This is a genomic window from Psychrobacter sp. Cmf 22.2 (assembly GCF_001921745.1).
In the GTDB taxonomy this organism is placed as follows: Bacteria; Pseudomonadota; Gammaproteobacteria; order Pseudomonadales; family Moraxellaceae; genus Psychrobacter.
This window is the reverse complement of record NZ_MRYA01000001.1, coordinates 60,022-85,575: the sequence shown is the minus strand read 5'-3', so window position 1 is coordinate 85,575 and position 25,554 is coordinate 60,022. Positions and strand designations below refer to the sequence as shown.

The window sequence follows — 25,554 nt, the reverse complement described above, 5'->3', positions numbered from 1 at the left end:
GGCAGTCTTGCTTTTTTTGGGCTATGCAATTATTAGGTCTTTGTATGATAGGACAGTTATATCGAACAGCTAACAACATGGGCATATACGGTATAAGACATAACCTTATTCAAATACTTGCCGGTGAAGTGTGTGCACTTAAGAGATGTTCAACCCACAATAAATATATCAAACTGATCAGCGATTTGCTGAGTAAGAGTAAATAAAAAAATTTGTTTCCATAACAAAAACAAAATGTTTAGAATAAATAACGGCTATTCTTTGGGCACATAGCTTTTGTAAGCTGTCATATCAATGATTAAATATGACTTGAATGAGAAAAAAATCTTGCAGTGCCCCTAACAATTCTTTTATATTGTCCCCCGAAACGTGAGACTAAAAAGAATTTAGGCGTAACAAGGCTCTTAACGTGATTGATAATGATGACTATGATATTAGTCATCATAATTTAATAATCAGTTTTATTGCCAAAAGTTACGTATACCAAGGATATAAGTTATGTGGAAAAATATGGGACTGACGGGCAAGATTATTGTTGCCATGGTACTCGGTATTATACTGGGTTTATTTTTGAATTATTCCGGACTTAATGGTGAAGGCAGCTTTGTTAATACCTATGTAACGAATGGATTTTTTGCCATTATTGGTAAGCTGTTCGTTAACTCGCTAAAAATGCTGGTGGTACCTTTAGTATTAATCTCACTTATTTGCGGTGTTTGCGGTATCGGTGATATTCGCTTACTTGGCCGTATTGGTACCAAGACTTTTCTTATTTATATGATGACAACGGCCTTAGCGATTGCGACTGCGATTGGGCTTGGTATTTTATTCGGCATCGGTAAAGGGATGGATATCGGAACCGAAGCCGCTTTTGAAGCCAAATCTGCGCCGCCACTACTTGACGTATTCTCCAACATTATCCCATCCAACCCCATTAGCGCGATGGCAAATGGCGATATGTTGTCTATTATTTTCTTTGCCATTTTGATTGGTATTAGTATTTTGATGGTCGGTAAGCCTGCCAAAGGCTTAGTGCAAAGTTTAGAGCTCATCAATGAAGTCATCTTAAAGATGGTGACTATCATCATGAACCTAGCTCCTTATGGTGTATTTGCACTTTTAACGAAGGCAATGGCTGAGCTTGGTTTGGATCTTATTTGGTCATTACTCGGTTATGTCGCTGTACTGGTTGGCTCTCTTGCTTTCCATTTCTTTATTACGATGATGATCGTGCTCAAGCTATTCTCAGGTTTATCAATCAAGACCTTTTTAGCCAAGATGCGCGAAGTGCAGATTTTTGCATTTAGTACGTCAAGCTCGAACGCCACCATTCCTATTACCTTACGCACAGTAACCAAGCGTATGGGGGTCAATAACTCAGTTGCATCGTTTACTGTGCCTTTTGGGGCGACCATCAACATGGATGGTACGGCTATCATGCAAGGTACTGCGACCATTTTTATTGCCAATATCTATGGGATTGATTTGGGCATTACCGAATATCTGACTGTTATCTTAATGTCAGTATTGGCCTCTGTCGGCACAGCAGGTGTACCAGGCGTAGGTCTAATCATGTTATCGATGGTATTTGCTCAAGTAGGCTTACCTATTGAAGGTATTGGTCTTATCTTAGGTGTGGATCGTATCTTGGACATGTTGCGTACAGCAGTGAACGTTGGCGGTGATGCAGCGGTGACAACGATTGTGGCAAAGTCAGAAAACAAAATGGATGTTGCCATTTACAACGATCCTTATGCTGGTGCAAAAGATGTATTTGATGGTCATATTGATGAAGACAATGAGCGTGAATTCTCACAAGTCTTTAGCGATGGATTGATGGGTAGTGAGTACGATGATGTCGATCGCCGTAAGTAGCTACGCATACAAGTAACTACATATAATAGTAGGACAGCTTAATATTATAAAACGTTAAAAACCCCAGACTGATTAGTTTGGGGTTTTTTATAACTTGGTTTTGTAGCTGTTTTATAGTAACTGTAGAGCATTGGCGGTTATTGACTATAAACCTAACCGAACACATATTTAGTCAACATTGCCAAGCATACCAACACAATCACTGGGCGAATCAGCTTACTACCGCCTTTGACTACCATATGCGAGCCAAAATAAGCGCCTATCGTTTGACCAACCATCATCGCCAGCCCCACTTTCCAAAGCACATTGCCACCTAAAATAAAAAATATTAGCGAGCCAATATTGGTAGATAAGTTCAATACTTTGGCAGCTCCAGTCGCTTCAATAATCTGCCTTCCACGTAAAGCGACATTACCAAGTGCAAAAAACATACCCGTACCTGGTCCTATATAACCATCATAAAATCCAATCAATGGCGCCACGACTTTTTGCCACTTACTTTCCGAGATACGCGGTGCAGCCTCAACTTCACCAAGTCTAGGGGCAAACAAGGTATAAATTCCAATAGCAGCGATCAAAAATGGAATCAGCCTTTCTAGAAGATCAGGCGGGGACAATTGCACAGCAATAGTACCAATGACTGAACCGATAAAAGCTGCAATAATGGCAATCTTTATACGTTGAGGTTTGACCACTCCTTTTTTAACCATGGTAATGGAGGCCGCAAGCGCACCTGAGGCAGCCTGTAACTTATTGGTGCCTAAGGTGAGTACTGGTGGTATATTAGCCAGTAGCATCGCAGGTATGGTAAGCAGTCCGCCACCACCTGCGATGGCATCGATAAAACCAGCGAGCGCTGCCACCGCAGTGAGCATCAAAATAATTTCTAGGGTTAAAGATACGTCCATAGAGATGGCCTTGTTATAAAATTCTCATAAAAACAGCCAAAAACACTAGACCGCCAGTCAAGCGGCCTTTAATATCAATATAAATATTAAAATAAAATAGTGGATAGGTTGAAGTGTTGGTTGAAAAGCGACTTATTATAAAGTTAAAACTATAAAAAGACCAAAGGCGCAGCAAAGCTTGTTAGATTTGTCATGACTATATGCCTACTTAACGGTAGATACTATTTGTCTGTAAGGACTATTTGTCCATAAGCAATATCTGTCTGTAAACACTATCATGTTATAACATTATAATTTATGATAACGCTCGCGAATCTGCCTAAGACAGCTGCATCTTATGTATAACGGTTGTCAGTATCTATCACAAAACATAGAATACTTTTTAGTAATGAAAAAACACCGAAAAAGAAGATAGACTTAAGGTATTTATTAGGTCGTAATAGCGTTATCAATCTTGTTATCGTTTTTGTATCGCCTGTCATAATAGAATGCGATAAGCTGATATATATTGTTTAACGCATTTTATTGTTTATATTGATGAAATTATGAGAAACTAAAGCGAGCTATCAGCGATATTACAAAGCTGTCAGATAGACGTTTACGTTTATAGTATGTATTTAACAAATGAGGATGATATGGCAATACAAAAAGTTAGGGCATTTTTTAACCTCGATGCTTCAGGTGGTATTGTATTAGCTTTGGCAGCTATCGCAGCCATGATTGTCGCCAATAGTCCTCTCAATGTTTGGTACGAATCTTTTATTCACGCACCTGTTGCTATTCAAATAGGCGATTTTGGAATTGCCAAAGACGCTCATCATTGGATAAACGATGGTTTGATGGCAGTTTTCTTTTTTTTAGTTGGGCTTGAGCTCAAACGCGAAGTGCTTATTGGCGAGTTGTCCAATGTTAAACAGATTATCCTTCCAGCTGGTGCCGCAGTGGGTGGTATGATTGTGCCAGCTATTGTGTATCTACTTTTTAACTACAACGAACCTGAGTTTTGGAAAGGCTGGGCTATTCCTGCTGCAACCGATATTGCGTTTGCTCTAGGTATCTTAAGTCTGCTTGGTAACCGCGTACCTAACTCCTTAAAAGTGTTTTTGGTATCTATTGCTATCTTTGATGATATCGGTGCTATTTTAATCATTGCTTTATTTTATACAAGCGAGTTATCGTTAAGCTCACTAGCCGTCGCAGGCTTATGTCTGCCCTTTTTATATTTACTTAATCGCCGAAATATTACTAGCCTCACGCCCTATTTACTCATTGGCGTTATTATGTGGATAGCAGTGCTCAAATCTGGTATTCATGCAACGCTAGCAGGCGTTGTTTTAGCGTTATTCATTCCATTGTTTGACCGTACGGACCCTGAACATTCGCCGCTTGAGGAGCTTGAACATGATCTACAAAACACGGTATCTTATGGTATTTTGCCACTATTTGCGTTTGCCAACTCGGGCATCTCGCTTAAAGGCGCAGGGTTCGCTGAGCTATTCCATTCAGTACCCCTTGGTATCGCCGCAGGACTATTTATCGGTAAGCAAGTAGGTGTCATGGTCATGTGTTGGCTCATCTTTAAACTTGGTATCTCGACCATGCCAAGAGGCATGGATTATAAGCAGATTTATGGTGCAGCCTTATTATGCGGTGTGGGCTTTACGATGAGTTTGTTTATCGGAGGTCTGGCATTTGCAGGCGACACATCATTGTTCGATGAGCGTTTAGGTATTATTATGGGCTCGATCGTATCTGGTGTTGCCGGCTATATTATGCTCAAATTAAGCTTAAAAGACAGCGTTAGCGGTACATCAGTAGATTTAACACGCCATTAATATTTAAGCCAATGGTTTATGACAGCTGGTATGGCAACTGATTACCATTAGCAGCCGACATGATGGTACATTATAAATATGAAACCCAAAAACTCCTTTGTTAATGACTCTGCTACGCTTAGTGATCCGCTAGTATCAGACAAAGCATCTGTACAGAGCTATCAACGTCATGGGCGTACTACTGCGATTACAGATCATAGTGATTTACAAGTTCTGCGCCGTATCAGACGTTACCTGCTACCTAAAGACTTTACTGTCTCACAATCATTGTTAGATGAGATGGTGGCTGGCTACGACATTGGGGACCCACTAGCAGATGCCTTAGCAACTGACGGTGTGCGTTTTGCAAAACCCTTACAAAAACTCATCATCGATGACCAGCCAAACGTCAATCTTGCAACCAACCCTTCATTTAGCTTGTTAACCGAGCAATTTAGTAGCCATCCTGATTGGTTTGATCCCAAGCTTGCACAGATTGGGGCAGTCGCCTATCGCCGTTATCCGCTAATGCTCATCTGGCTACTGCGTAATGTTGCGCTCATGGCAGGCTATAGTATCCCTGCTCTCTCCTTACCGCTCATCCAGACTGGCGCTTTGATGCACGATGCATTGCCACGCTTAATGCGTACCTATGCTTATATACTGGCTGTATCTGAACATCCGCAACTAGATTCTAGCGCGCGCAATAACCGCAAGCCTATTGATCATGTCTTGGCGATTGGATCTGAGGGCTGGCGACAGTCTATCAACGTCCGCCAAATTCATACCTTGGTACGGCAAAACTTACTCAAAGGCAAAGGCAACGCGGCCAAAGGTGTTATACCAAATGCCGATCAGCATCATAATCCGGATGGTACTTGGAATACGGCCTATTGGGGCATTCCCATCAATCAGACAGACATGATCGCTACCCATTTGCAATTTTCGTTATTGATTATGCGCGGACTGCAGTTATTGGGAGCACGTATTAGCAAAGAAGAAGCCGAAGGTATCTTGCATCTGTGGAATCTTGCCAGTTATTGGATGGGCGTTGACTTACAGCGCTTACCGAAGGATGAATCTGCGTGCTGGGAGTGGCTGTATACCTATTTATCTATTCAACAGCTTGACTTTAAGATGGGTCGGCCACTTGCCAAAGCTTTGCACGACTTGCCACGTCAGTTAATGGGCGAGGACAATCGACGTGGACGCTTCGTTGAGATGGTGAATGCCAGTGTGACACGCACCTTAGTCGGTGATGATATCGGCGATGGACTAGATCTGCCCAAATCAAAGATACGTTTCGGGGTGTTGTCCTCAGTACCTATTTTGTTTGCGCTTGATACAGCCCGCCAGCACAATAGTAGCATTGCTGACAAGCTTGAGCAGTTTCGCGCTAAGCGTCAGGATAATATGAACTGGTGGCTAAAGAAAAACGATGATTATTATCAATAAAAAGTGCCAGCTGACAAACAACAAATAAGTAAAATTTGTACCAATCACGCATCATGGAGCCTTGTAACCACTTTATTTAATATCGATTATAGGTCGCGAATATTATTAGTAGTAAATAGAATATCTAAAAACATTATCAACAAGGCGAACAGTAACTATAATAAATCCACAAAAAACCTAAGTAATGCTTTTTTATTAGATAAATATACGTAAGCGCTTATAAGCTGACAACTTTTATAGTCTGCTGTCTTGTATACGGTAATACCATTCAAGCTGCCGATCAAACCCAGTTTCTAGTAGACTTGCGATGACGCGTCCTGTTAGCCCCCATACTGTCTCACCATCTACTTGCCAGCTGGGCGTAAGCATCGTCGCAACTTGATCTTGCATCGCATACTCTACTGCATATTCTACAGTTGGCTGAGTAAGCAAGGTTTCAAAATCTGCCCAAAAGATGCGTGATATCTCTCCCATCTCAGGCACCAATACTAAACCTGGAGTAATGAGCGCCACGATTGGACGCACACTCATGCCGCTTTTAGAGGTTTGAATAGGTAATTGACCCAGTAGCTGCACTTTATTTGGTGGTAACGCCGTCTCCTCGCAAGCTTCACGTAAGGCTGTGACAACATTGTTGCCGTCACCTACTTCATACTTACCACCAGCACAGGAGACCTCCCCTGCATGACTATTCATATGGGCGGCGCGACGTGTCAGTAATAGCTTAGGATGGCGCTCATGAGTAATGGCCACCAATATCGACGCATCGGCGATTGGCGTTTGGTATAGACTGTCCAAAATACGAGCACTGCGGGAGGTATTGTAAGAATGATATACCGCTGGACTGGTGACAGCATTTAAAGTCTCATGCTGTACTCGCTCAGCCAATGTTCTGAGCGTAGGATGACGAATAAACGTGGGGACAGCGACTGACAGTTTATCGAATTGTGCAGACTGCGAAGGTATTAACATTATAATCGGCCTATATCTTTATCATGGTTAAGTATCAATCAGTCAGGTTTTCTATAAAAAATCTCAAAAAGAAGAAGACTTATCGTAAATCAAGTCACTAAATTTATCAGTATAGTATTTAGGAAGCGCTAGTGAATAAGATTTTTTCGTTGAATAAAATGCAAGGCAGAATTGATGATTGCCCGCAAAGACTGCCCTTAGTTATCATTGGACTGGCTTGGCTTGGCGGTACATTAGCAACCGCCGCCTTGGCATTGATTGGCAATTGGCAAAATGTTGCTATGATTTTGGGCTCATTTGGTGCCAGCTGTTTGCTTATTTTTGCTTATCCAGAAAGCCCATTCGCTCAGCCAAGAAATATTGTTGGTGGTCATTTTATCACCACTTTTACGGGTCTATCATTTATGACGATATTTGGTATTGAGTGGTGGAGCTTGGCACTCGCTGTCGGTACTGCCATTGCACTTATGCTATTGTTTCGGGTACCGCATCCGCCTGCAGGCTCAAATCCACTAATTGTCATGCTTGGCGGTGTCAAATGGCATTTTTTGGTTACCCCAACACTGGTAGGCGCGCTCGCCTTGGTTGTCGTTGCCCTCATTTATAACAACATCGGTAGAGGCAGACATTATCCAAGATATTGGTAGTGTTGCTAGGTCATGCTAAGCCATATCGTTCTTTGTAGCTTAGATTAGCGCAGTCTGCTCATCACTACCCCACTTTTACGTGACTGGCTATTCTTTATCAAGCCAGTCATCTCTTATATGGGTAAATAACTAACGTAATATCTGAGTCATGTTTGCTCTATTGCGGATAAATGACGTGTTCATGTTACCATTATTCAGCATAGCCTTATTTTATGCTATCTTAAAACAACGTACTTAAGGCAACGTTTAAGCTTAAAATAGTGTTTAGACCTAAAGTCATACCCTTTGGCTATACTTATAAAAGCTACAAGCACTATGTCGATAAAAATATCCTAAAAATCAGCAACTTTTACCACTTTTTTATTTCATCAAAATAAGGCAGTTGATATGCGCTATTGTCTAGCATGTGGTCATGAAGCAGAACGCAAGATACCAGCTACTGATAATGTACCGCGTCTGGTATGCCCAAACTGTGGCTACATTCACTACGAAAACCCAAAGGTAATTTGTGGCTCTTTGGTAGTACACAAAGACAGAGTACTGCTATGTCGCCGTGCTATCGAGCCTCAATATGGCTTATGGACCATACCAGCAGGTTTTATGGAAAATGGTGAAACCATGGCTGAGGGTGCCGCACGAGAAAGCTTTGAAGAAGCCGACGCTGTTGTCCTTAATCCTCATTTGTACTGTATTTATGACATTCCGGATATTGGCCAAATCTACAGTATTTATTTGACTGATTTAAAGGATGGCGCTTACGGCATTGGTTCTGAAAGCTTGGACTGTGCTTTGTTTAATGAAGAAGACATTCCATGGGACAATATTGCTTTTGAGGCAGTACGCCGTACATTGACCAGCTATTTTGCAGATCGTAAGCAGTTCGATGATTTGTCTGACTTTCCTATTCATCAAGACCTTATCGGTAAGGATCAAAGTATCAAGCGCTATTGAATTGGACGCAAAATAACAAAAAGCCAAGCATTACGCTTGGCTTTTTGTATGCTATTTACTGTCTTTTACTACCTCATAGCCTCTACTGCTCTAGCTTTTGATTTTACAAACTTTAAAGCCTAGATCTTTGATACTGTCTTCTTTATCATAGGGCGCGAGTACCGCACGTACATGCTGTTGTCCTTGCAAGTACTGCCTGGCCACGCGCTGTAAGTCTTCGACCGTCACTGCCAAAATAGCGGCACGCATCTTACGTTGCCAGTCTGCACTACGCTGGTGGAGATCAGCAAAACAGGCTTTAATTGCTTCGCCTGCTGGAGAACCTGGCTTATCCATACCTGATATAATTCCTAGGATAGCTTCTTCTAGCTGCTCATCCGTTTGCGGCTCACTTAACAACCATTCAATACTGGCGTCAAAGTGCGCAAAGGTTTCGGCACAATGCGGATCACGATAGCTAAAGAACTTAAATGCGCAAGCATTGGCATCGTAACCAGCTCCGCCGCCATAAGCACCGCCGCGCTCGCGAATAGCGCCATGCAAGTAACCATTGCGTAAGTAAGGTGCTAATACCATAAGCGCTGCCGTATCTGGATGGTCAGCGGCCGGAGCGGTATAAACGCTAGCATTATGATAGACGTTGGTCGGTACAAGCCATGCTAAATCTTCAACATCGGCAGTAGTACCACTTTCTATGGTTTTCACCGCGTCTTGTTCGCCGTTTAATGCCGGATCAAGTTGCAAGTCTGCAAACTCGCTTGGGATATTATCTTCAATACCAGCATCAGAATCTTTCAACTTTTCAGCCAGCTTTTGGGCACTGCTGTCTTTCCAGCTATCAACAATCAAGTTGCTTAAACGTTCGGTTTGCTCCGCTTCACAAATGAGAACGGCGTGCTTGGGCAAACTGATCAAACGCTGATGTAAGTCCATCAAGCTGTTTGCCAACTTGTCCCACTGCGCCTCATCCGTACTTGCTTGCGTCAAAAATGCTTTAAGCGCATTGAGGGCGGGCAGACCACTGCGTACATATTCTAGCTGCGCTTGGCGACTCATACCACGACTGGCCGTTTGCATGGCATAAGCGTGGCCCGATCCTGCAAGGTTCGATTGCCAGCTGGCTTGACGCTGCTGTAATATCTCTTTGATACGGTCATGCTCGGTAAAGACGCTATGTTCCATAACTTCTTTTAGCAGCTCAATCGCTTCAGGCTTACGGTTGAGCGCACGCGTTGCTACGACAAAATAGCTACTGATAGATTGGCTATCATCAATACTGGTACGTTGACTAATACGCGCCGTCACGCCTGACGAATGCGCAGCTTGCTTAGCTTGCAGCTCATGCGCACTCAAGGAGTCAGTACCCAGCTCAGATAGCAAACTTAGGTAAATAGGCAGCAGTGGATGATTAATCACTTCATTGACGGGTAGCTCATCATGGTTATGCTCACCGATCGCATCAGTCAACGGCACAATGACTTGATAATAATATAAGCCATTGGTACCTGCTTCATACTCAAACAAGGTGCTGTCTTGCCCGCTTAAACGCACAGGCTTTTGTGTGCCTTGCTTAAAACTGATATCCGCTGGTACGTCTTCTAGGCCAACTTTTGGCAAAAGGCTGACATCATCGGGTGCAGTTTGACGCGCTGCTAAATCCAATGCCTGTTTATGCAAAATATCTTTATCATCAGCCGTCAAATCCATGGCGATGGTATCAAGACGAGTCTGTTCAGCTGCTGCCAAACGGGCTGATTTTTCACTATCTGGCGTTAGTGTGACGCGGACACGATGCTGATTATCGAGTAAATGCTGTTTAATTAAATTAGGCAGCCACTGCTTATCTTTTACTTGTTCACGTAGCCACTGTAAATGCTCATCGACCTCCCAGACATCAATAGGATTGCCATCGTGAATGGCGGTACTAAAGCCTTCTAACATCAAATTTAGACCATAAGGAATGCTATCACCACCGATATGGCGCTGATCGATCTCGATTTGGTGCAAGATAGTTTCAATGGTTTCATCATCGATTGGTTTACTTGCAACTTCAGTCAGCAAATCAATAATACCTTGCTCTACCGCTTCGGCATGCTCGGGGTTTGAACCACGTAGACCGGTATAAAAAACCATCTCGTAATGACTGTCATCAAGCCCCAATAATGGACTTGGTGCCTTGCCCAGTGGATGACTGTCAAGATACGCACGTAATGGCGAACCTGAGTGCTCAACCAACACGCCTTCTAATAAGCGCAGAGCCAAACGCTGCTTAGGATCGGTAATCGATGGCAGTAACCACGCTACTACATGATGGGTCTGATCAGGTCCAGTCTCGTCAGCGGTATAAGTATCGACAGCGCTAATCGGTGCAGACAAACGCTGCTCTGGGCGCGATACGTGTTTTTTACCTGCTTCAAACTGAGCTAAGGCATCGTCGTGGATTTTCGCTTGTGTCTCAGCCACCGGAATATTACCAAAGCTCATAATAACGCTATTTGACGGGTGATAATGACTGCGGTGAAATTCAACCAGTTCAGGATGGGTCAAGTCTGGAATATCAGCAGGATCGCCACCTGAATTGTAATGATACGTCGTCGTTGGGAACAAATGATGCGCGACTGTATGATATAACTGATCAATCTCACCGCTCATTGCGCCTTTCATCTCATTAAAGACGATGCCCTTAAACTGCGGCTTATCATTTTCGTCGAGCTCAACACGAATACCTTCTTGGGCAAAATCAAGCGGATGAATATTTGGGAAAAACGACGCATCAAGATAGACGGCAAGCAAGTTAAAATAATCATTTTTATTTTGGGTGGCATAGGGGTACGCTGTCCAATCAGCAGCGGTCATCGCATTCATAAACGTATTTAATGAGCGTTTAATCATTGAAAAGAACGGATCACGTACCGGGAACTTCTCAGAACCACACAAGGCCACATGCTCTAAGATATGCGCTTCACCTTTTGAATCCATGGGCTGGGTGCGAAAGCCCACCAAAAACGCATTTTCATCACTTGGATGCGCTAAATGATAATGCATCGCGCCAGTTTTGATGTGTTGACTGATCAGCACATCCATTGATAGTGCTTCAATATGGCGATGCTCAATCAGCTCAAACGCTGGATGCAACGTTAAGTCAGCAGTAAACGGTGTGTCAGTCATAGTTGTCCTTATAGCTTATAATATAATGTAGATAGCGCCCCAATGAGCTGGGTAAATATGAGAGTCTAGCCTCAAAATTGTGCCAAATGTTTTTAAAATTTAGTGATCAAACATGGGTTATTAGCGAATTATTTAAAAATTGACTTAGCGCTTATAGATGGGGTTTTAGCATTGATAAGTCAAGTCCACGAACGCTAAACCCTTACTGACGTAACAATAACCACAATTAAAATATGGCTTTAACCCTTAACAAAGATGGTCAGCACTGCTAATATTAAGGTATTCATTAATAGGAGCACATTATGAGCTACCAACATGTTTTATTGGTTACCGACTTGCTATCTGATGCCGATATGGTTGCCCAAAAAGCCAAACGTATCCTTGCAGGCTCTCCTGAAGCTAAATTATCAGTACTTCATATCGTTGAAGACGACATGGTACGTTTCGGCTATGAGCTGGTACCAGCGTCCAGCCTGTCAGGTGATGTCGATGGTGAGCACTGGCAAAAAGCGCGAACCAAGCTGGCGCTCTTTCTTGAACGTAATAACTTACAGGCAGTCAACTCTGAGGTGACTGCTGCCATCTCTAACGATAAAGGTATCGTCAATTATTGTCATGAAAAAAACGTTGATTTGCTGATTATCGGACGTCATGAGCGTCACGGAATCGCTGCATGGTTGGTTGGGGCAACGGCAGATAACATCTTGCCTAACGCTCCGTGTGATAGCTTGGTGGTCAAGCTTGATCAGCCAGTGCTTGAGTAAAACTGTCATAGTCATATGGTCATTTGTTTAAAAGGTTGTAGCTGATTAAATGCTGTTAAATAGTATGCATTATTGGTTTAAGTAAGGCCTTTAAAGAGCACAATCTACTACTTAACAGCAGTCACCAGTAGTGCTATAGTTAAGACTACTTGCTACGAGGAGACCCTCATGAGTTACCAACATATTTTACTAGTCACTGACTTATTAGCCGATGCCGATATAGTGGCTCAAAAAGCCAAACGCATCGTTGATAATCGTCCTGGCTCCAAGCTATCGGTATTGCATATCGTCAAAGATACCATGGTGGGCTTTGGTTATGAATTGGTACCTGCCTCAAGCTTATATGATGAGATCGATGATGAGCGCTGCCAAGAAGCGCGAGCAAAACTAGCACAGTTTTTAGAGCGCAACAAATTAAATGCGGTAAACTCTGAAGTGACGACTGCCATTTCTAACAGTGAAGGTATCGTCAATTATTGCCATAAAAACGATGTTGATCTGCTGGTCATCGGTCGTCATGAACGCCATGGTATTGCTGCATGGCTCAGCGGTGCAACCGCAGATAATATTTTACCAAACGTACCCTGTGATAGTTTAGTCGTCAGGCTTGATAAGCCAGTATCAAAACGTAGCTAATAAATTTGATATAGATATTGCTTATTAATGAATGAGAGAAGCGCACTGTAGCTACTTGTCTAAGGTGCGCTTTTTTAACGCTTAAACTGTACCTCTAATTACCTTGCGCTTGAATAATATCTATAAAGGTCTGCCAGATTGGACTTTGATGACGAGCCTTGTGCCAAACCAACCACCATGTCCGTGACAGATCAATGCCTGCTACCTTTACTTGTACCAGCTTTTGCGCTGCCAACTCTGCCTCAATCACATGCTGCGATAGGCAGCCAAGCCCAATATCTGCACTGACCATATTTTTAATCGCCTCTGACTGCTGAATCGCCATGACGACTTTGACATCTGGCAGATGCTTAAGTAATTGTTCATCGATAATCTGCCGCGTGCCCGAACCTGCTTCACGTACCAATAATGGTAACTTCGCTAACTGCGCTATAGTCAACTTATAACAATGTTCGTCTTCACTATACTTAGCCCAGTGGGTTAGCCATTTACTATTGTGTTTAGCGAATATTACTAGAGTATCTGTACGCCATTCTCGCTGCTCAATGACCTTTATGTCTGTCGGACGCGGCATACCTTCGACTAAAGCAATATCAATATTTAACTGTTCAACCTCGTTGACGACCTCCTGGGTGTTAGCAATATACATATCGACATTGGCCTCTGGCAGCGCTTTATACAGCTGAGCTAGCAGCGGTGGCAATACATAATTGCCAATAGTCGTACTTGCACCGACGTGAATCTGCCCTGCTTGATACTTATGATACTGCTCAAGCGTTAATGACTGACCTAAGATTGCTTGTGCTTGCACATAAACAGGGTGGGCATTGGGATGTCGATTAAGCCTACGCCCTACTCGCTCAAATAGAGGCATTTGTAAGCGCGCCTCTAGCTCGGTCAATGCACTACTGACTGCCGACTGTGATAGATACAGCGCTTCGCTGGCAAGGCTAGTACTACCCGTCTGATAAATACTGACAAATACTGCCAATTGTTTAAGAGTAATCTTGGGTAACGTCTGCATTGGTTTTTTCATGGTTGAATAGCATCCTACATCAATTATTTAAGTTAAGTCTATTAACCTAAAATTTCGATAGTTTATATCTTATTAATCTGTTTTTATTATAATTTAAGTTGGCTTATACTGTCTATTCATAAGCTTATTCTTATCTTGATTATTGATAGTAGGATGCGTCTGTTATGCATGCTTTGACCCAAACAATGACTCACTATTTTCCAAGCAATCGTCACTTGGCAGGGCTTATTGTGGTGCTGATTGGAAGCTTATTTTGTTTATGGCTTAATAACAGTTTAAATACGTGGTCGAATGGACATATCGTTGGTCTGTCATCTTTGACACTGGCTATCTTGCTTGGAATGATCCTTGGTAATACGATTTATCCTAATTTTGCTGAGCGTTTAAACGCGGGCGTGGTCTTTGCGAAAGGACAAATTTTAAGACTTGCCATTATGTTTTATGGTTTTAAACTGACAATAACACAAGTTGCAAGCGTTGGCATGCCAGCGATTATGACGGATGCACTGGTACTGACATCGACATTTTTACTGACGTATTGGCTGGGCACAAGGTGGTTAAAGGTTGACAAAAAAACCACTTTGTTGATTGGTTCAGGTGCTAGTATTTGCGGTGCAGCGGCGGTCATAGCGGCAGAGCCAGTGGTCAAAGCTGAGGCGCACAAGGTTACGATTGCAGTAGCAACAGTGGTGGTGTTTGGTACTATAGCTATGCTGCTTTATCCGTTTTTTTATCACCTTGGTTGGTTACAGCCTTGGCTTAGTGCCGAGCAATACGGCGTCTATACTGGCTCAACTGTCCATGAAGTGGCACAGGTTGTTGTCGCTGGTAATGCAGTAAACACTGAGGTTGGTAATACCGCAGTTGTCACCAAGATGATACGCGTCATGATGCTCGCGCCATTTTTACTGGTTTTATCGTTTGCCTTGACCCAAGGCGACAATCAAAACAGCGATAAAAAATTATCGTTTATAGCGCGTATTAGACAAGTCAGCGTACCTTGGTTTGCTTTTATCTTTATTGCTATTGTCATACTGCATACATGGGTACCAATGTCTGAGGGTTTTGAGCAAAATATGATTTTGTTAGATGATATTTTACTGACGATGGCCATGTTTGCGCTAGGCCTAACCACTCATTTGAGCGCCATCAAGCAAGCAGGCGTTAGACCGCTTATTTTGGGAGCGATTATGTTTGGTTGGTTGATACTAGGCGGTGGCCTTATTAATATTGGCATTAGCTTTATCCAGTAGTTTGCCTGTCCATTCTTGAATGTTCACCTTATTACCTAACGTAAAAGGCCTCCAACTACTTATAGTCGGAGGCCTTTTTATATTTATCATCTAATCTAGTATGATTGACTAAAACCTTTTAAGAAAAACGATTACTACATCTACTATCAGTGCTTCAAATACCAAATCATAGACGAAAAAAAACGAACCCGAAGGTCCGCTTTTTTACATCTATTCATCTAGCTGTCTATAAAGACAAATTAGATAGCAACGATGTTATGTGCTTGTGGGCCTTTTTGGCCTTGAGTTACAGTGAACTCAACTTCTTGGCCTTCAGCCAAAGTTTTGAAGCCAGAACCACTGATTTCGCTGTAATGAGCAAAAACGTCTGCGCCGTTTTCTGGAGCGATGAAACCAAAACCTTTAGCTTCGTTGAACCACTTAACTGTACCTTTTTGAGTATCTGACATGTCGATAATCCTACTTTTAAATTTATTAATGGTCTAGTGACCGGTAACGCTTGCAAATAGCTACTGAACGATAAATATTAAAACGAAGGATTATAACTAATACTACGAGGTAATGATTTGGTGCAGAACTGCTTTTAAGCTTGGACGTATTATAAGACGTCCAAGCCTATATGGCAAGCTTTATCTTATATTTCATGTAACCGAATATACTATCATGTGTTTTAATCATCACTTCACATTTATTTGGCATTGGGCAAGCGAAACAAATATACTGCTACCCCACTACATACAAGGGCCACCGCCCATGCAATCCATAGCATATCTGCTGGCAGCCGATAAAATAACATTGCCGTTGACAATCCCATCATCACTGTTGCAAGCCATTTAGCATACAGAGGCACAGCATGGTTCTCTTCCCAATCGCGAACATACTTACCAAAATACTTATGATTGATCAGCCAAAAGTGAAAGCGGCGCGAGCTTCTTGCCCAGCAGGCAGCTGCCAATAGTACAAAAGGCGCGGTTGGCATCACTGGCAATAAGATACCAATAATACCCAACACAAAAAATAACCAGCCAAGCGTCACAAACGTCCAGCGTATCGTTGGACTACTGGATTGATTGGTCTTTGGTCGATAGTAAAAGGATTTTTTATTGTCAGTCATAAATATGATTTCGATACAAGATAAAAGATAGATAGCTCTATGAACTTATCAAGCGAGAACGCAGCTTAAAGAGTAAAGCTCAGTCACCTATATAAGTGTGTAAGCATGCTATAACGCTTAGAACGACACAAGTCTATTTTTGCGACATTTTACTATCATTGAGTATATCTGGATAAATTTGACCAACAAAAACCGCTCACAAATTAAATCATGAGCGGTTTTCATTAAAAATGCTTTGAAAAAACCTTAAACCAGTATTAACGCAATAATCGGGAATATTAAAAAATATCCAAAAACGGCCAAAATTGCGTATTTGGTCTCAATACCTTTACCATTAAACTGCATTCTAGCCAGCGTATCGCCAAGTTTCAAAATTGAGATGCTATAGAAATAAAAGGCAAATAAAAGAAGCACAATACTAATAGTGAATATCGCGATAGAAGATAGTGGGCCAAACAGAACAACCGTTCCTGGGAATAACATTTCACCCTTTATAATCAAAACCAATAGGACGATGGCGGCACCTGAGGCAGACGCATGAAAAAATATAATATCGTGCAAGGTGGCATCAGCTCTATAAAAGCTGGGCTCAATATCGAGCTTATCGCTACTCAGTGCCCTTGGCATCGAGTCTCTATCAACGATTGATTTGTAACCTTTTATATGACTCATGGTCACAAGAAAGGTAAAAAATGTCAGGGCGACCCAAAAGACTACATGTATATTTATCATCATTATTATTCCTAAATCCACTAAAACATGATTTAAAAATATCTTATACACCGACCCCGTCACTTACTTTTACTTATATAACTCTAATTTTTAGAGAAGTCGGTGCGCTTATATTTATACTATCAGCCTTATCGCTTTGATTTGTAATAAAATGTCTAAGACCTAATTTTGCTGTACTGATGCTATATTCCGTCCTAAATAAAATAAGTATAAATATCATAATGCGCTACTGGAACAAATTTTTCTTTGCTTGCTGTGCCTACGCAGACAGAGGCTGCAAAAAATTTATCCCTATAGCGCTGTATTTCTTTTATGGTGGATCGAGTATAGCTTATAGCAGACAGGTTATCGTGTTTGGTAAATAGTATGGACGTAGTGTCTAATTCGGTTTTGTTTTGGCGTAAAAGAACCGCTCACAGTTTTGTGGGCGGTTTTTGTTTTTGATGATAGTCAGCTTGCTCAGCTCCTAAAGACTTCAAACCCTGACTAATATACTCTTTGGTGGCAGAAGGCACTTTATCTTTAATAATTCTCACTAATTCTTTATATGATACATTTCTAATATGATTCAAATATATATTCCATATTTCTAATGTAGTTCTCTTACCATATGTATCTCTACCTAGATACATGATACAAACTAGCTCTAATAGTTCTTCATAATTCAACTCTTTTAAGAAATCAAAATCCAAGGATGCTTGCTCTATGATAGATTCCCACAAACTATCTTCGTTATCATTACTCTTTTTCTCAGTAGGCCATTTTTCTAATAACGATAATACCCTCGGTGCATCTAATGAATCCATATATATGTAAGATTCTGGATCATTCTCCCAACTATTATCATTTTCTATAAACTGTGGCGGTCTAGGTGTAATTTGCAGACTACAGTAAGGTCTAGGGTAGTAACTCTTGAACTTCTCAAAACCCATTTTTGAATGTCTAGCATCGTATGCTGGACTATATGAATTATATAAAGAATGTCTAGAGACAAAAAGAAAACTGCCTTCGTATACCCTAGTAACACTTTTAGTATCATTAGGAATATATCTACCTTTCCAAATATCATCTTTATGCAACTCAACAGAGGTTAAGTCACCATTTGCAAACTCTGCATAGCTCACTATTCCTTTGTCTTTCTCATATAATCCTGAGTTGATAGGCTTTGTAATTGGTTTCGTTTCAAGAAAAAAATAGCTTTCTGATGGTTTGTACTGATAATTGACGTAATGTAATGCTTTTGGTAGGCAATCATAATAAGAAGTACCGCTCATTAACAACCTGACTTCTCCGTTCTCTTTAACCTCAGCTCTAGTTAAATCTAATCCACCTACTCTAGGTAAGAAGCAGTGATTAGCCGCTTCATCGTTCCGAACTATTTTATTCAAGACAGAAACAATAGCATCTATATCGTTAAACACTAAGTAATGAGCATTGTATGGGTTTATTTCCTTTTGAAGATTTATCCATTTTGAAGATATAAGAACCGCAAAGTCTTTGGTCGCTTCAATCCACTTTATTAGTTCTTCTTCAAATTCTTCAATACTTGGTCTTAGCTTAGGATCGTATTCTGTAGCTTTCTCAAGTAAGTCGTGCAAACTCCTCAGCTCTAACTTTTCATCTTCTAAAGCTATCTCCAACATACTTTTAGCTGCGATAGCATATTGACCGTCAAACCCATTTTCATCCCTATTTAGTAGCATCCATAGTGTTACACCTAAGGAATAAACGTCCGCTGGTTTAAAATCTGCATTAGTATCTTTGACATACCTTAGTTCAGGAGCAATGGTTGCAAAATTACCAAGCTTAGTTCCAACTTTAGTGATACGCCTATCTTTGGATCTTACAGGATTTGATATTAAACCAAAGTCAGCTAAAACAAGTTTTCCATCTAGGTTTAGTATGTTGTCAGGCTTAATATCTCTATGAGCCATACCCTCACCATGAATATACTTTACAGCAGAAACAATATTCATATACTCCTCACATATTTCTATCGTGCTTCTATCACCTAGTAGACTAGAAGCGGAACTACAGATAGGCATTGTGAACCAGCGAGTAGTTCCAGATGTACTATACTCATAAATACGAACAATTGACTCATGATCAAAATTTGACTGTATGGTGACCTCTCTATCAAATCTTGTTTTTTTAGTAGAGCTTGCACATTTAACAAACTTAATAGCTATTTTTTCAGACTCTGTATCTTTTTTTAAAGCTGACCAAACTACGCCGTTACCTCCTTTTCCTATTTGATCTTCTAAAACCCAGTCGGTATCATTTGACCTAATCTCATTGCCAGCTTTTATATTTTTATAACTCATTATTCAAGCTCTTTTATAATTTTTTTAAGTTATTAAAATGGAGCATCAGGATCATTGTCTTCTAAATTGGCATCATCAGGTTTTTTACCATATTTTTTTAAAAATTCATCATCTATCCTCTGTTTATAAGATCTTCCTCTACTGATATTTTCTAGTTCCTTATTCCATCCAAGAATATAATATGTGTTCCAACTTTCCTCAGCCACCTGTGTCTTGACCACATTTATTAATACCCAACCGCATTCAAGATATTCGTTAGCTTCCACACTATCGCTTGTCTCATGCAGTCTTATAAATTTGTTGTAGTACGACTCATCCATAGTAAAGCTCCTTTTTGAATTACATCTGACTAATAGTACAACTATACAGATAATTGTAGACTTATTTTTAGAAAAATAAAAAACCACCATAAAATAGTGGCTTATCTATTATGCTTGCTTTTTGCGCGAGGGACGAGCGCCGAGCTGAGTAATTAAAAAACACCGCCTCATGCATCGCATATTTGCCCCTTAGTAAAGGACTCCGATGCTAAGGCCATGCTCTTTAAGCTTTTATTTTATTTACAACGCTTTTAACTGCCCCATCTGCGCCGTCATCGCGGTCAACTGCCCTTCTAGCTCAGCCAGTTTCGCCTTCTCAGCATCGACTACTTCAGCAGGCGCTTTACTGACAAAGCCTTCATTGCCTAGCTTACGGGCGATACCTTCGGATTGACCTCTTAACTTATCATATGACTTACCCAAACGTGCCAGCTCAGCCGTTGGATCAATCAGTCCTTTCATTGGCACAAGCACGCGCAGTTGCCCGACCATACTTGATGACGACAATGGCACCTCATCACCTTCTTTGACTATCTCTAAGCTCTCAACTTTGGCAAGCGCTTTAAACTGGTTTTTGATACGTGATAGACGCGCTTCTTCGTCACTAGAGACGTTTTGTAGCAGCACTGGCAGACGTACCGCGTTACCCAGTTTCATCTCACCACGGATATTACGGACGTTGGCGATGAGCTCCTGTAGCCATGCCATATCAGACTCAACTTGCTTACTGATTAGCTCGTTATCGGTTTGTGGGTAGTTAGCGATGACGATGCTGTCGGTGTTTTTGCGACCCAATAGCGGCGCAACCGTCTGCCAAATTTGCTCAGTCAGATACGGCATGATTGGATGGCTAAAGCGTAGTGCGGTCTCAAGCACATGCAGCAATACGTAGCGGATTTGTGCTTTACGCTCGTCAGATACCGAGTCATCATTGAGGCTAGCTTTGGCAAGCTCAACATACCAATCACAGTACTCATTCCAGATAAACTCATAAATATCATGACTGACCATATCGAGGCGATACTGGGCAAAATGCTGATGGATATTGCTAATGGTCGAGTTTAGACGACTCATGATCCATTTTTCTGGTAATTCCCAAACGTCAGGATTGGCCACTTGGTCAATCGCTTGGGCATTACCTTCTTTATCCACACAATTCATCAATACAAAGCGGCTGGCGTTCCAGATCTTATTACAGAAGTTACGATAGCCCTCGACACGCTTTAGATCAAAGTTGATATCGCGTCCAGTACTGGCAAGAGATGTGAAGGTAAAGCGCAGCGCATCGGTACCGTAGGCTGGGATACCCTCTGGGAATTCTTTACGCGTTTGCTTCTCAATCTTCGCCGCGTCTTTGGGGTTCATCATATTGCTGGTGCGTTTTTCGACCAGCGCTTCTAGATCGATACCGTCAATCAAATCAATCGGATCTAAGACGTTGCCTTTGGATTTGGACATCTTTTGACCATTGCCATCGCGTACTAGGCCATGGACATAGACAGTCTTAAACGGTACTTGCGGCGTGCCGTCTTCATTTTTGACGAAGTGCAGGGTCATCATAATCATGCGCGCGACCCAGAAGAAAATAATGTCAAAACCTGTCACGAGCACGCTAGTTGGGTGGAAAGTCTCCAACACACGCGGATCAGCAGTAGGGTCTGCCCAGTCAAGCGTACTAAACGTCCATAATCCTGAGCTGAACCATGTATCAAGTACGTCGTCGTCTTGGCGCAGTTTCACATCATCGCTTAGGTTGTACTTAGTGCGCACTTCGGCTTCGTCACGGGCCACATAGATTTCACCAGTCGCATCGTCATACCATGCAGGGATACGATGACCCCACCACAGCTGACGACTGATACACCAGTCTTGTAGATCAGTCATCCACGCCATATACATGTTTTTATACTGTGCAGGGACAAACTCAATGCTGCCATCTTCTACCGCATCAATCGCAGGGCCAGCCAGCTCTTTAACCGCGACGTACCACTGATCGGTCAACCACGGCTCAACGATTGTACCGCCACGCTCAGCACGCGGGGCTTTGAGTGCGTAGTCTTCTACTTCTTCTAGCCAGCCCTCGCTACTCGCTTGCTCGATCAGCTGTTTGCGCGCAGCAAAACGCTCAAGCCCTGCGTACTCGCTCGGCGTAGTCTCTAACGTTGGCTCGCGCGTCTGCAAATCAGGATAGACTTCCATCGCTGGCAAAATGTTGGCACGCTCATCAAGGATATTAATCAGCGGCAAGCTATGACGTCGCCCCAGCTCATAGTCATTAAAATCATGCGCTGGCGTGATTTTGACTACGCCTGTACCAAAGTCGCTCTCGACATAATCATCAGTAACGATGGGCACAACGCGACCAGTAATTGGCAAAGTGATGGTTTTACCAACTAGATGAGAATAACGCTCATCACTTGGGTTAACGGCAACAGCGGTATCACCCAGTAAGGTTTCAGGACGAGTGGTGGCAACGACAAGGTAGTCTTTACCATCTTGAGTCTTCAGGTCTGTATCAGTGAAATAATAGCGAAAATGCCACAAGCTGCCTTTTTCGTCGACGTTTTCTACTTCTAAGTCCGACAGCGCCGTTTGGAACTTCGGATCCCAGTTGACCAACCGCTTGCCACGATAAATAAGACCATCATCGAACAGACGTACAAACACTTCTTTTACCGCGTTTGATAGACCGTCATCCATGGTAAAGCGCTCACGTGACCAGTCAACCGAGCTGCCAAGCCTGCGAATCTGACGGGTAATGTTGTCGCCCGACTCTTCTTTCCACTCCCAGACTTTATCGATAAAGTCTTCGCGCGTCATGTCGCGACGTTTGATGCCTTGTGCTTCTAGGCGACGCTCAACGACCATTTGGGTGGCGATACCGGCGTGATCGGTACCTGGTTGCCATAGTGTATTGTCACCATCCATACGGTGATAGCGCGTGAGCGCATCCATAATGGCGTTGTTAAAGCCATGTCCCATATGCAGCGAGCCTGTCACGTTCGGTGGTGGCAAGGCGATAGAGAACGACTCGTCCTTATCAAACGTTGGGGCAAAATAACCGCTCTCCTCCCAGCCTTGATACATGCCGGCTTCGACATCCTTGGGATTGTAGGCGTTTTCTAATTGGCTTAAGGCGGCTTGAATAGATTGAGTTAGGTTAGACTTAGTATTGATGTCAGTATGGTTCTCAGGATTGCTCATAATAGAATTGTCTTTTAGTAAAAATGAATGTGGCCAAAAAATATAACGAAAAATAGGCAATATAAGTAATAGGGTGATTTTAACGCAGATAGCCAGATTTTGTTAGATGGTGAGTCAATTTATCAGGTTTGAATGAGTGTATTAAACAATTAACAACAGCAATCAGCCGAATGCTACATATAATAGGCCACAGTCATTTTATAGAATATAGCGTACTTTCCTATGTTAGGCGTTACGTTCTATAAGCCTATGCAGCAAAATCATTATTCTATAACCAGCGAGCTTACTGTGCCCCAAGATACCGAACGTAAAAATGACCCTCAGATTGATTCATCAAACGATGCGCATGTAGCTGATAACAATGCTCATGACGCGCATAGTGTCCATGGCGAAGACGAGCAACACAACGATGATATGGCGGACAGTCAACATCAAGAGGACGAGCAAAAGGGTAGCACAATCAAAGCCACTGAAAATCTTAAGGATGAAGACTTTCCAGAAGAGATCAGCGATGAAGATAAAGAAACCATCAAAAAAGTCGCTAGCGATGACAACTTAAGTCAAGCAAAAAGTTACGCCAGTATCTTAGTCGAGCAAGTCATTCATGCCAAAGAAACGTTTGATCGCTCTTTAGGTTCTTTATTTACCAGTGCCTTTACTGCTGGGCTTGAGATCGGCATTAGCTTTTTTATAATTTTAGCAGCTTTTGCCTTGCTTAGCGGAGTGATACCCAATCAATATGCAATGGTACTGTCCTCATTGTTATATCCGATAGGTTTTATTATCGTCGTTATTGGTCAGTCGTTATTGTTCACTGAGCAGACTTCACTATTAAGCTTACCTGTATTAAATAAAATAGAGCCATTACACAAGCTGCTGCGTCTTTGGGGTATTGTTATCACTGGCAATATCGCCGGCGGCTGTATCTTTGCCGCCTTGATGATAGGACTCGGTTTGAATATGCATCTGTTTAGTGTCAGTGATATCGATGCTTATGCAGAGCATGTATTAGGCTTTAAATGGTGGGTTATCTTCGGTAGCGCTGTATTAGCAGGCTGGATGATGGGTGTTGCAGCATGGCTTGTCACCTCAGCGCGCGATACGATTAGTCGCATTGTCCTGGTCACGCTCATTACTGGTAGTATCGGCTTTTTGGGACTACATCATAGTATCGTTGGCAACATCGAAGTATTCGCCGCGCTCATGTACGGCACTAAGGTAAGTATCTTAGGTTACTTACTGTTTTTAGGGGTAGTACTGGCAGGAAACACCGTTGGGGGTGTCGTGTTTGTGGCAGTACTAAAAAATCGTACTTTCTTATTTGAAATCGAAAGAGTCAAGCAAAAAGCAAGAAATGATAGAAACAGTAGACTAGCCCGGATGGGTATACGTCGGCGTTAGCGTGTTCTGGCATCATCGGTGCTGACGACTGCGGTGCCATAGGCAATGGCTTCGACCATACTACCCAGCTGATTGATATTACTGACTTCCAGGCGCAGACCATAGATGTGATTGTAGCCCTTAACTTGTGCTTGCGTACGCATACGTACCAGAGCTTCACGGCGAGAGCGGTCTAGTAATGTCTCATAAGTGGTGAGGTTTTTACCAAACAAACTTAAAACCCGAGCGATGACCATTTTGAAATAATCTTGTGCGATGACGACACTACCGAGCACCAACTCACCTTCACTATCAGCTGTCAGATTGGGTCGATAAAAACGCTCACTAGATACAATGATATGAGCCAGCTCTTTTTCTGCAATTGTCAGCTGTGCTAGATGCTGACGTTCATGACGCATACCAAAAAACCAACCAATCACAAACAATAAAACAAATGGCCCATAGTTGATGAGTATTTGAGTCATAGAATCATTCATGGCACGTCTCTTATCTTAAAAGCGAAGGTGAAGTTGCAAGAGTTTTGCAGTTAGTTCACTATCGTTAACCAAAAGGATTAAAACGTGGTAACTCATCAGTTGAGGTCTGCGCTGAGCTTGATGGTTCGCTGGATTGATAATCGTTAGAAGGATAATGCGGAGATTGAGAGGACATAGGCCGTTGCAGACGTGTCGCTTTGACAGCAGTACCATAAACAAAAAGCTCTGAGGCCCCTTGTGCGATGCTCGATGTCGAAAAGCGTAAACCGACGATCGCATCCGCGCCTAAGGCTTCTGCCTTGACAACCATACGATCAATCGCCTCTTGACGTGACTCTTCTAGCAGCTCAGTATAAGCCGTCAGCTCGCCGCCAACGATATTTTTAAATCCAGCAAACAAGTCTTTACCGACATGTTTTGAACGCACAGTACTACCATAAACAACATCTAAGCGTTCAGTGATTTGATAATTGGGCAAGTGCTCAAGATTGGAGAGTTGCATAG

Annotated in this window: 21 protein-coding genes; 9 read left to right on the top strand and 12 right to left on the bottom strand. The window is 42.3% G+C overall.

Annotated features, from left to right (window positions below; genetic code table 11):
* Window positions 1-498 precede the first annotated feature (498 nt).
* Window positions 499-1,875 (top strand): dicarboxylate/amino acid:cation symporter, encoded by a 1,377-nt coding sequence (locus tag BTV98_RS00325; RefSeq protein WP_058369497.1) that lies wholly within the window; start codon window positions 499-501, stop codon window positions 1,873-1,875.
* A 152-nt stretch (window positions 1,876-2,027) separates the two neighbouring features.
* On the opposite strand, the gene BTV98_RS00320 is transcribed toward BTV98_RS00325, so the two are convergent.
* Complete coding sequence (locus tag BTV98_RS00320; RefSeq protein WP_058369498.1) at window positions 2,028-2,783, bottom strand: TSUP family transporter; 756 nt, start codon at window positions 2,781-2,783, stop codon at window positions 2,028-2,030.
* Window positions 2,784-3,418: 635 nt separating this feature from the next.
* Here BTV98_RS00320 and nhaA point away from each other — a divergent pair.
* Together nhaA and BTV98_RS00310 are read left to right on the top strand one after the other, a co-directional pair.
* The gene (nhaA, locus tag BTV98_RS00315) at window positions 3,419-4,618 is read left to right on the top strand and encodes a Na+/H+ antiporter NhaA (protein WP_058369499.1); all 1,200 of its coding nucleotides are present in this window, start codon (window positions 3,419-3,421) and stop codon (window positions 4,616-4,618) included.
* Between the two features lie 78 nt (window positions 4,619-4,696).
* Window positions 4,697-6,052 carry an oxygenase MpaB family protein gene (locus tag BTV98_RS00310; protein WP_082638068.1) on the top strand — a complete coding sequence of 452 codons (1,356 nt, stop codon included), beginning with the start codon at window positions 4,697-4,699 and terminating at the stop codon, window positions 6,050-6,052.
* 234 nt (window positions 6,053-6,286) lie between these two features.
* Here the strand turns inward: BTV98_RS00310 and BTV98_RS00305 are convergent, their stop codons facing one another.
* Entirely contained in the window at window positions 6,287-7,024 is a 738-nt protein-coding gene (locus tag BTV98_RS00305) for a CoA pyrophosphatase (protein ID WP_058369500.1), read from the bottom strand.
* Between the two features lie 131 nt (window positions 7,025-7,155).
* Here BTV98_RS00305 and BTV98_RS00300 point away from each other — a divergent pair, with 131 nt between their 5' ends.
* Together BTV98_RS00300 and BTV98_RS00295 are read left to right on the top strand one after the other, a co-directional pair.
* A complete protein-coding gene (locus tag BTV98_RS00300) occupies window positions 7,156-7,671 on the top strand; it encodes an HPP family protein (protein WP_227511787.1) in 516 nt (171 codons plus the stop codon).
* Window positions 7,672-8,058: 387 nt separating this feature from the next.
* Window positions 8,059-8,622, top strand: a complete 564-nt coding sequence (locus BTV98_RS00295) for an NUDIX hydrolase (RefSeq protein ID WP_058369502.1) — start codon at window positions 8,059-8,061, stop codon at window positions 8,620-8,622.
* Window positions 8,623-8,712: 90 nt separating this feature from the next.
* Here the strand turns inward: BTV98_RS00295 and BTV98_RS00290 are convergent, their stop codons facing one another.
* The gene (locus BTV98_RS00290; RefSeq protein WP_075102706.1) at window positions 8,713-11,790 is read right to left on the bottom strand and encodes an insulinase family protein; all 3,078 of its coding nucleotides are present in this window, start codon (window positions 11,788-11,790) and stop codon (window positions 8,713-8,715) included.
* 302 nt (window positions 11,791-12,092) lie between these two features.
* Between BTV98_RS00290 and BTV98_RS00285 the strand changes: the two genes are divergently transcribed.
* A complete protein-coding gene (locus BTV98_RS00285) occupies window positions 12,093-12,554 on the top strand; it encodes a universal stress protein (RefSeq protein WP_058369503.1) in 462 nt (153 codons plus the stop codon).
* Between the two features lie 168 nt (window positions 12,555-12,722).
* A complete protein-coding gene (locus tag BTV98_RS00280; protein WP_058369504.1) occupies window positions 12,723-13,190 on the top strand; it encodes a universal stress protein in 468 nt (155 codons plus the stop codon).
* A gap of 94 nt (window positions 13,191-13,284) precedes the next feature.
* Here BTV98_RS00280 and BTV98_RS00275 read toward each other — a convergent pair whose 3' ends face one another.
* On the bottom strand, window positions 13,285-14,226 hold the full coding sequence (locus BTV98_RS00275) for a LysR substrate-binding domain-containing protein (protein ID WP_058369505.1): 942 nt from the start codon (window positions 14,224-14,226) through the stop codon (window positions 13,285-13,287).
* Between the two features lie 164 nt (window positions 14,227-14,390).
* On the opposite strand from BTV98_RS00275, the gene BTV98_RS00270 reads away from it, so the two are divergent.
* Window positions 14,391-15,479: a YeiH family protein gene (locus BTV98_RS00270; protein ID WP_075102705.1), complete on the top strand. Its 1,089-nt coding sequence runs from the start codon at window positions 14,391-14,393 to the stop codon at window positions 15,477-15,479.
* Window positions 15,480-15,718: 239 nt separating this feature from the next.
* On the opposite strand, the gene BTV98_RS00265 is transcribed toward BTV98_RS00270, so the two are convergent.
* The 6 genes from BTV98_RS00265 to BTV98_RS00240 form a co-directional block, all read right to left on the bottom strand.
* Window positions 15,719-15,928 (bottom strand): cold-shock protein, encoded by a 210-nt coding sequence (locus BTV98_RS00265; protein WP_075102704.1) that lies wholly within the window; start codon window positions 15,926-15,928, stop codon window positions 15,719-15,721.
* A 239-nt stretch (window positions 15,929-16,167) separates the two neighbouring features.
* The gene (locus BTV98_RS00260) at window positions 16,168-16,593 is read right to left on the bottom strand and encodes a YbaN family protein (RefSeq protein WP_075102703.1); all 426 of its coding nucleotides are present in this window, start codon (window positions 16,591-16,593) and stop codon (window positions 16,168-16,170) included.
* 246 nt (window positions 16,594-16,839) lie between these two features.
* Complete coding sequence (locus tag BTV98_RS00255) at window positions 16,840-17,328, bottom strand: hypothetical protein (protein ID WP_075102702.1); 489 nt, start codon at window positions 17,326-17,328, stop codon at window positions 16,840-16,842.
* Window positions 17,329-17,738: 410 nt separating this feature from the next.
* Window positions 17,739-19,649 carry a serine/threonine-protein kinase gene (locus BTV98_RS00250; protein WP_075102701.1) on the bottom strand — a complete coding sequence of 637 codons (1,911 nt, stop codon included), beginning with the start codon at window positions 19,647-19,649 and terminating at the stop codon, window positions 17,739-17,741.
* A gap of 32 nt (window positions 19,650-19,681) precedes the next feature.
* Entirely contained in the window at window positions 19,682-19,969 is a 288-nt protein-coding gene (locus BTV98_RS00245; protein ID WP_075102700.1) for a hypothetical protein, read from the bottom strand.
* 240 nt (window positions 19,970-20,209) lie between these two features.
* Complete coding sequence (locus BTV98_RS00240) at window positions 20,210-23,173, bottom strand: valine--tRNA ligase (protein WP_075102699.1); 2,964 nt, start codon at window positions 23,171-23,173, stop codon at window positions 20,210-20,212.
* Window positions 23,174-23,461: 288 nt separating this feature from the next.
* Between BTV98_RS00240 and BTV98_RS00235 the strand changes: the two genes are divergently transcribed.
* Window positions 23,462-24,574, top strand: coding sequence for a formate/nitrite transporter family protein (locus tag BTV98_RS00235; RefSeq protein WP_227511769.1), 1,113 nt, complete (start codon window positions 23,462-23,464; stop codon window positions 24,572-24,574).
* Here the strand turns inward: BTV98_RS00235 and BTV98_RS00230 are convergent.
* Together BTV98_RS00230 and BTV98_RS00225 are read right to left on the bottom strand one after the other, a co-directional pair.
* Entirely contained in the window at window positions 24,571-25,050 is a 480-nt protein-coding gene (locus tag BTV98_RS00230) for a YbjQ family protein (protein ID WP_058369223.1), read from the bottom strand. The genes BTV98_RS00235 and BTV98_RS00230 overlap by 4 nt on opposite strands.
* Before the next feature lie 64 nt (window positions 25,051-25,114).
* Window positions 25,115-25,552 (bottom strand): YbjQ family protein, encoded by a 438-nt coding sequence (locus BTV98_RS00225; protein WP_305954758.1) that lies wholly within the window; start codon window positions 25,550-25,552, stop codon window positions 25,115-25,117.
* Between the last annotated feature and the right edge of the window lie 2 nt (window positions 25,553-25,554).

Coding starts and splice junctions, on each gene's coding strand:
- BTV98_RS00325 (WP_058369497.1), top strand. CDS start 499: ATGTGGAAAAATATGGGACTGACGGGCAAGATTATTGTTGCCATGGTA.
- BTV98_RS00320 (WP_058369498.1), bottom strand. CDS start 2,783: ATGGACGTATCTTTAACCCTAGAAATTATTTTGATGCTCACTGCGGTG.
- nhaA (WP_058369499.1), top strand. CDS start 3,419: ATGGCAATACAAAAAGTTAGGGCATTTTTTAACCTCGATGCTTCAGGT.
- BTV98_RS00310 (WP_082638068.1), top strand. CDS start 4,697: ATGAAACCCAAAAACTCCTTTGTTAATGACTCTGCTACGCTTAGTGAT.
- BTV98_RS00305 (WP_058369500.1), bottom strand. CDS start 7,024: ATGTTAATACCTTCGCAGTCTGCACAATTCGATAAACTGTCAGTCGCT.
- BTV98_RS00295 (WP_058369502.1), top strand. CDS start 8,059: ATGCGCTATTGTCTAGCATGTGGTCATGAAGCAGAACGCAAGATACCA.
- BTV98_RS00290 (WP_075102706.1), bottom strand. CDS start 11,790: ATGACTGACACACCGTTTACTGCTGACTTAACGTTGCATCCAGCGTTT.
- BTV98_RS00285 (WP_058369503.1), top strand. CDS start 12,093: ATGAGCTACCAACATGTTTTATTGGTTACCGACTTGCTATCTGATGCC.
- BTV98_RS00280 (WP_058369504.1), top strand. CDS start 12,723: ATGAGTTACCAACATATTTTACTAGTCACTGACTTATTAGCCGATGCC.
- BTV98_RS00275 (WP_058369505.1), bottom strand. CDS start 14,226: ATGAAAAAACCAATGCAGACGTTACCCAAGATTACTCTTAAACAATTG.
- BTV98_RS00270 (WP_075102705.1), top strand. CDS start 14,391: ATGCATGCTTTGACCCAAACAATGACTCACTATTTTCCAAGCAATCGT.
- BTV98_RS00265 (WP_075102704.1), bottom strand. CDS start 15,928: ATGTCAGATACTCAAAAAGGTACAGTTAAGTGGTTCAACGAAGCTAAA.
- BTV98_RS00260 (WP_075102703.1), bottom strand. CDS start 16,593: ATGACTGACAATAAAAAATCCTTTTACTATCGACCAAAGACCAATCAA.
- BTV98_RS00255 (WP_075102702.1), bottom strand. CDS start 17,328: ATGATGATAAATATACATGTAGTCTTTTGGGTCGCCCTGACATTTTTT.
- BTV98_RS00250 (WP_075102701.1), bottom strand. CDS start 19,649: ATGAGTTATAAAAATATAAAAGCTGGCAATGAGATTAGGTCAAATGAT.
- BTV98_RS00245 (WP_075102700.1), bottom strand. CDS start 19,969: ATGGATGAGTCGTACTACAACAAATTTATAAGACTGCATGAGACAAGC.
- BTV98_RS00240 (WP_075102699.1), bottom strand. CDS start 23,173: ATGAGCAATCCTGAGAACCATACTGACATCAATACTAAGTCTAACCTA.
- BTV98_RS00230 (WP_058369223.1), bottom strand. CDS start 25,050: ATGAATGATTCTATGACTCAAATACTCATCAACTATGGGCCATTTGTT.
- BTV98_RS00225 (WP_305954758.1), bottom strand. CDS start 25,552: ATGCAACTCTCCAATCTTGAGCACTTGCCCAATTATCAAATCACTGAA.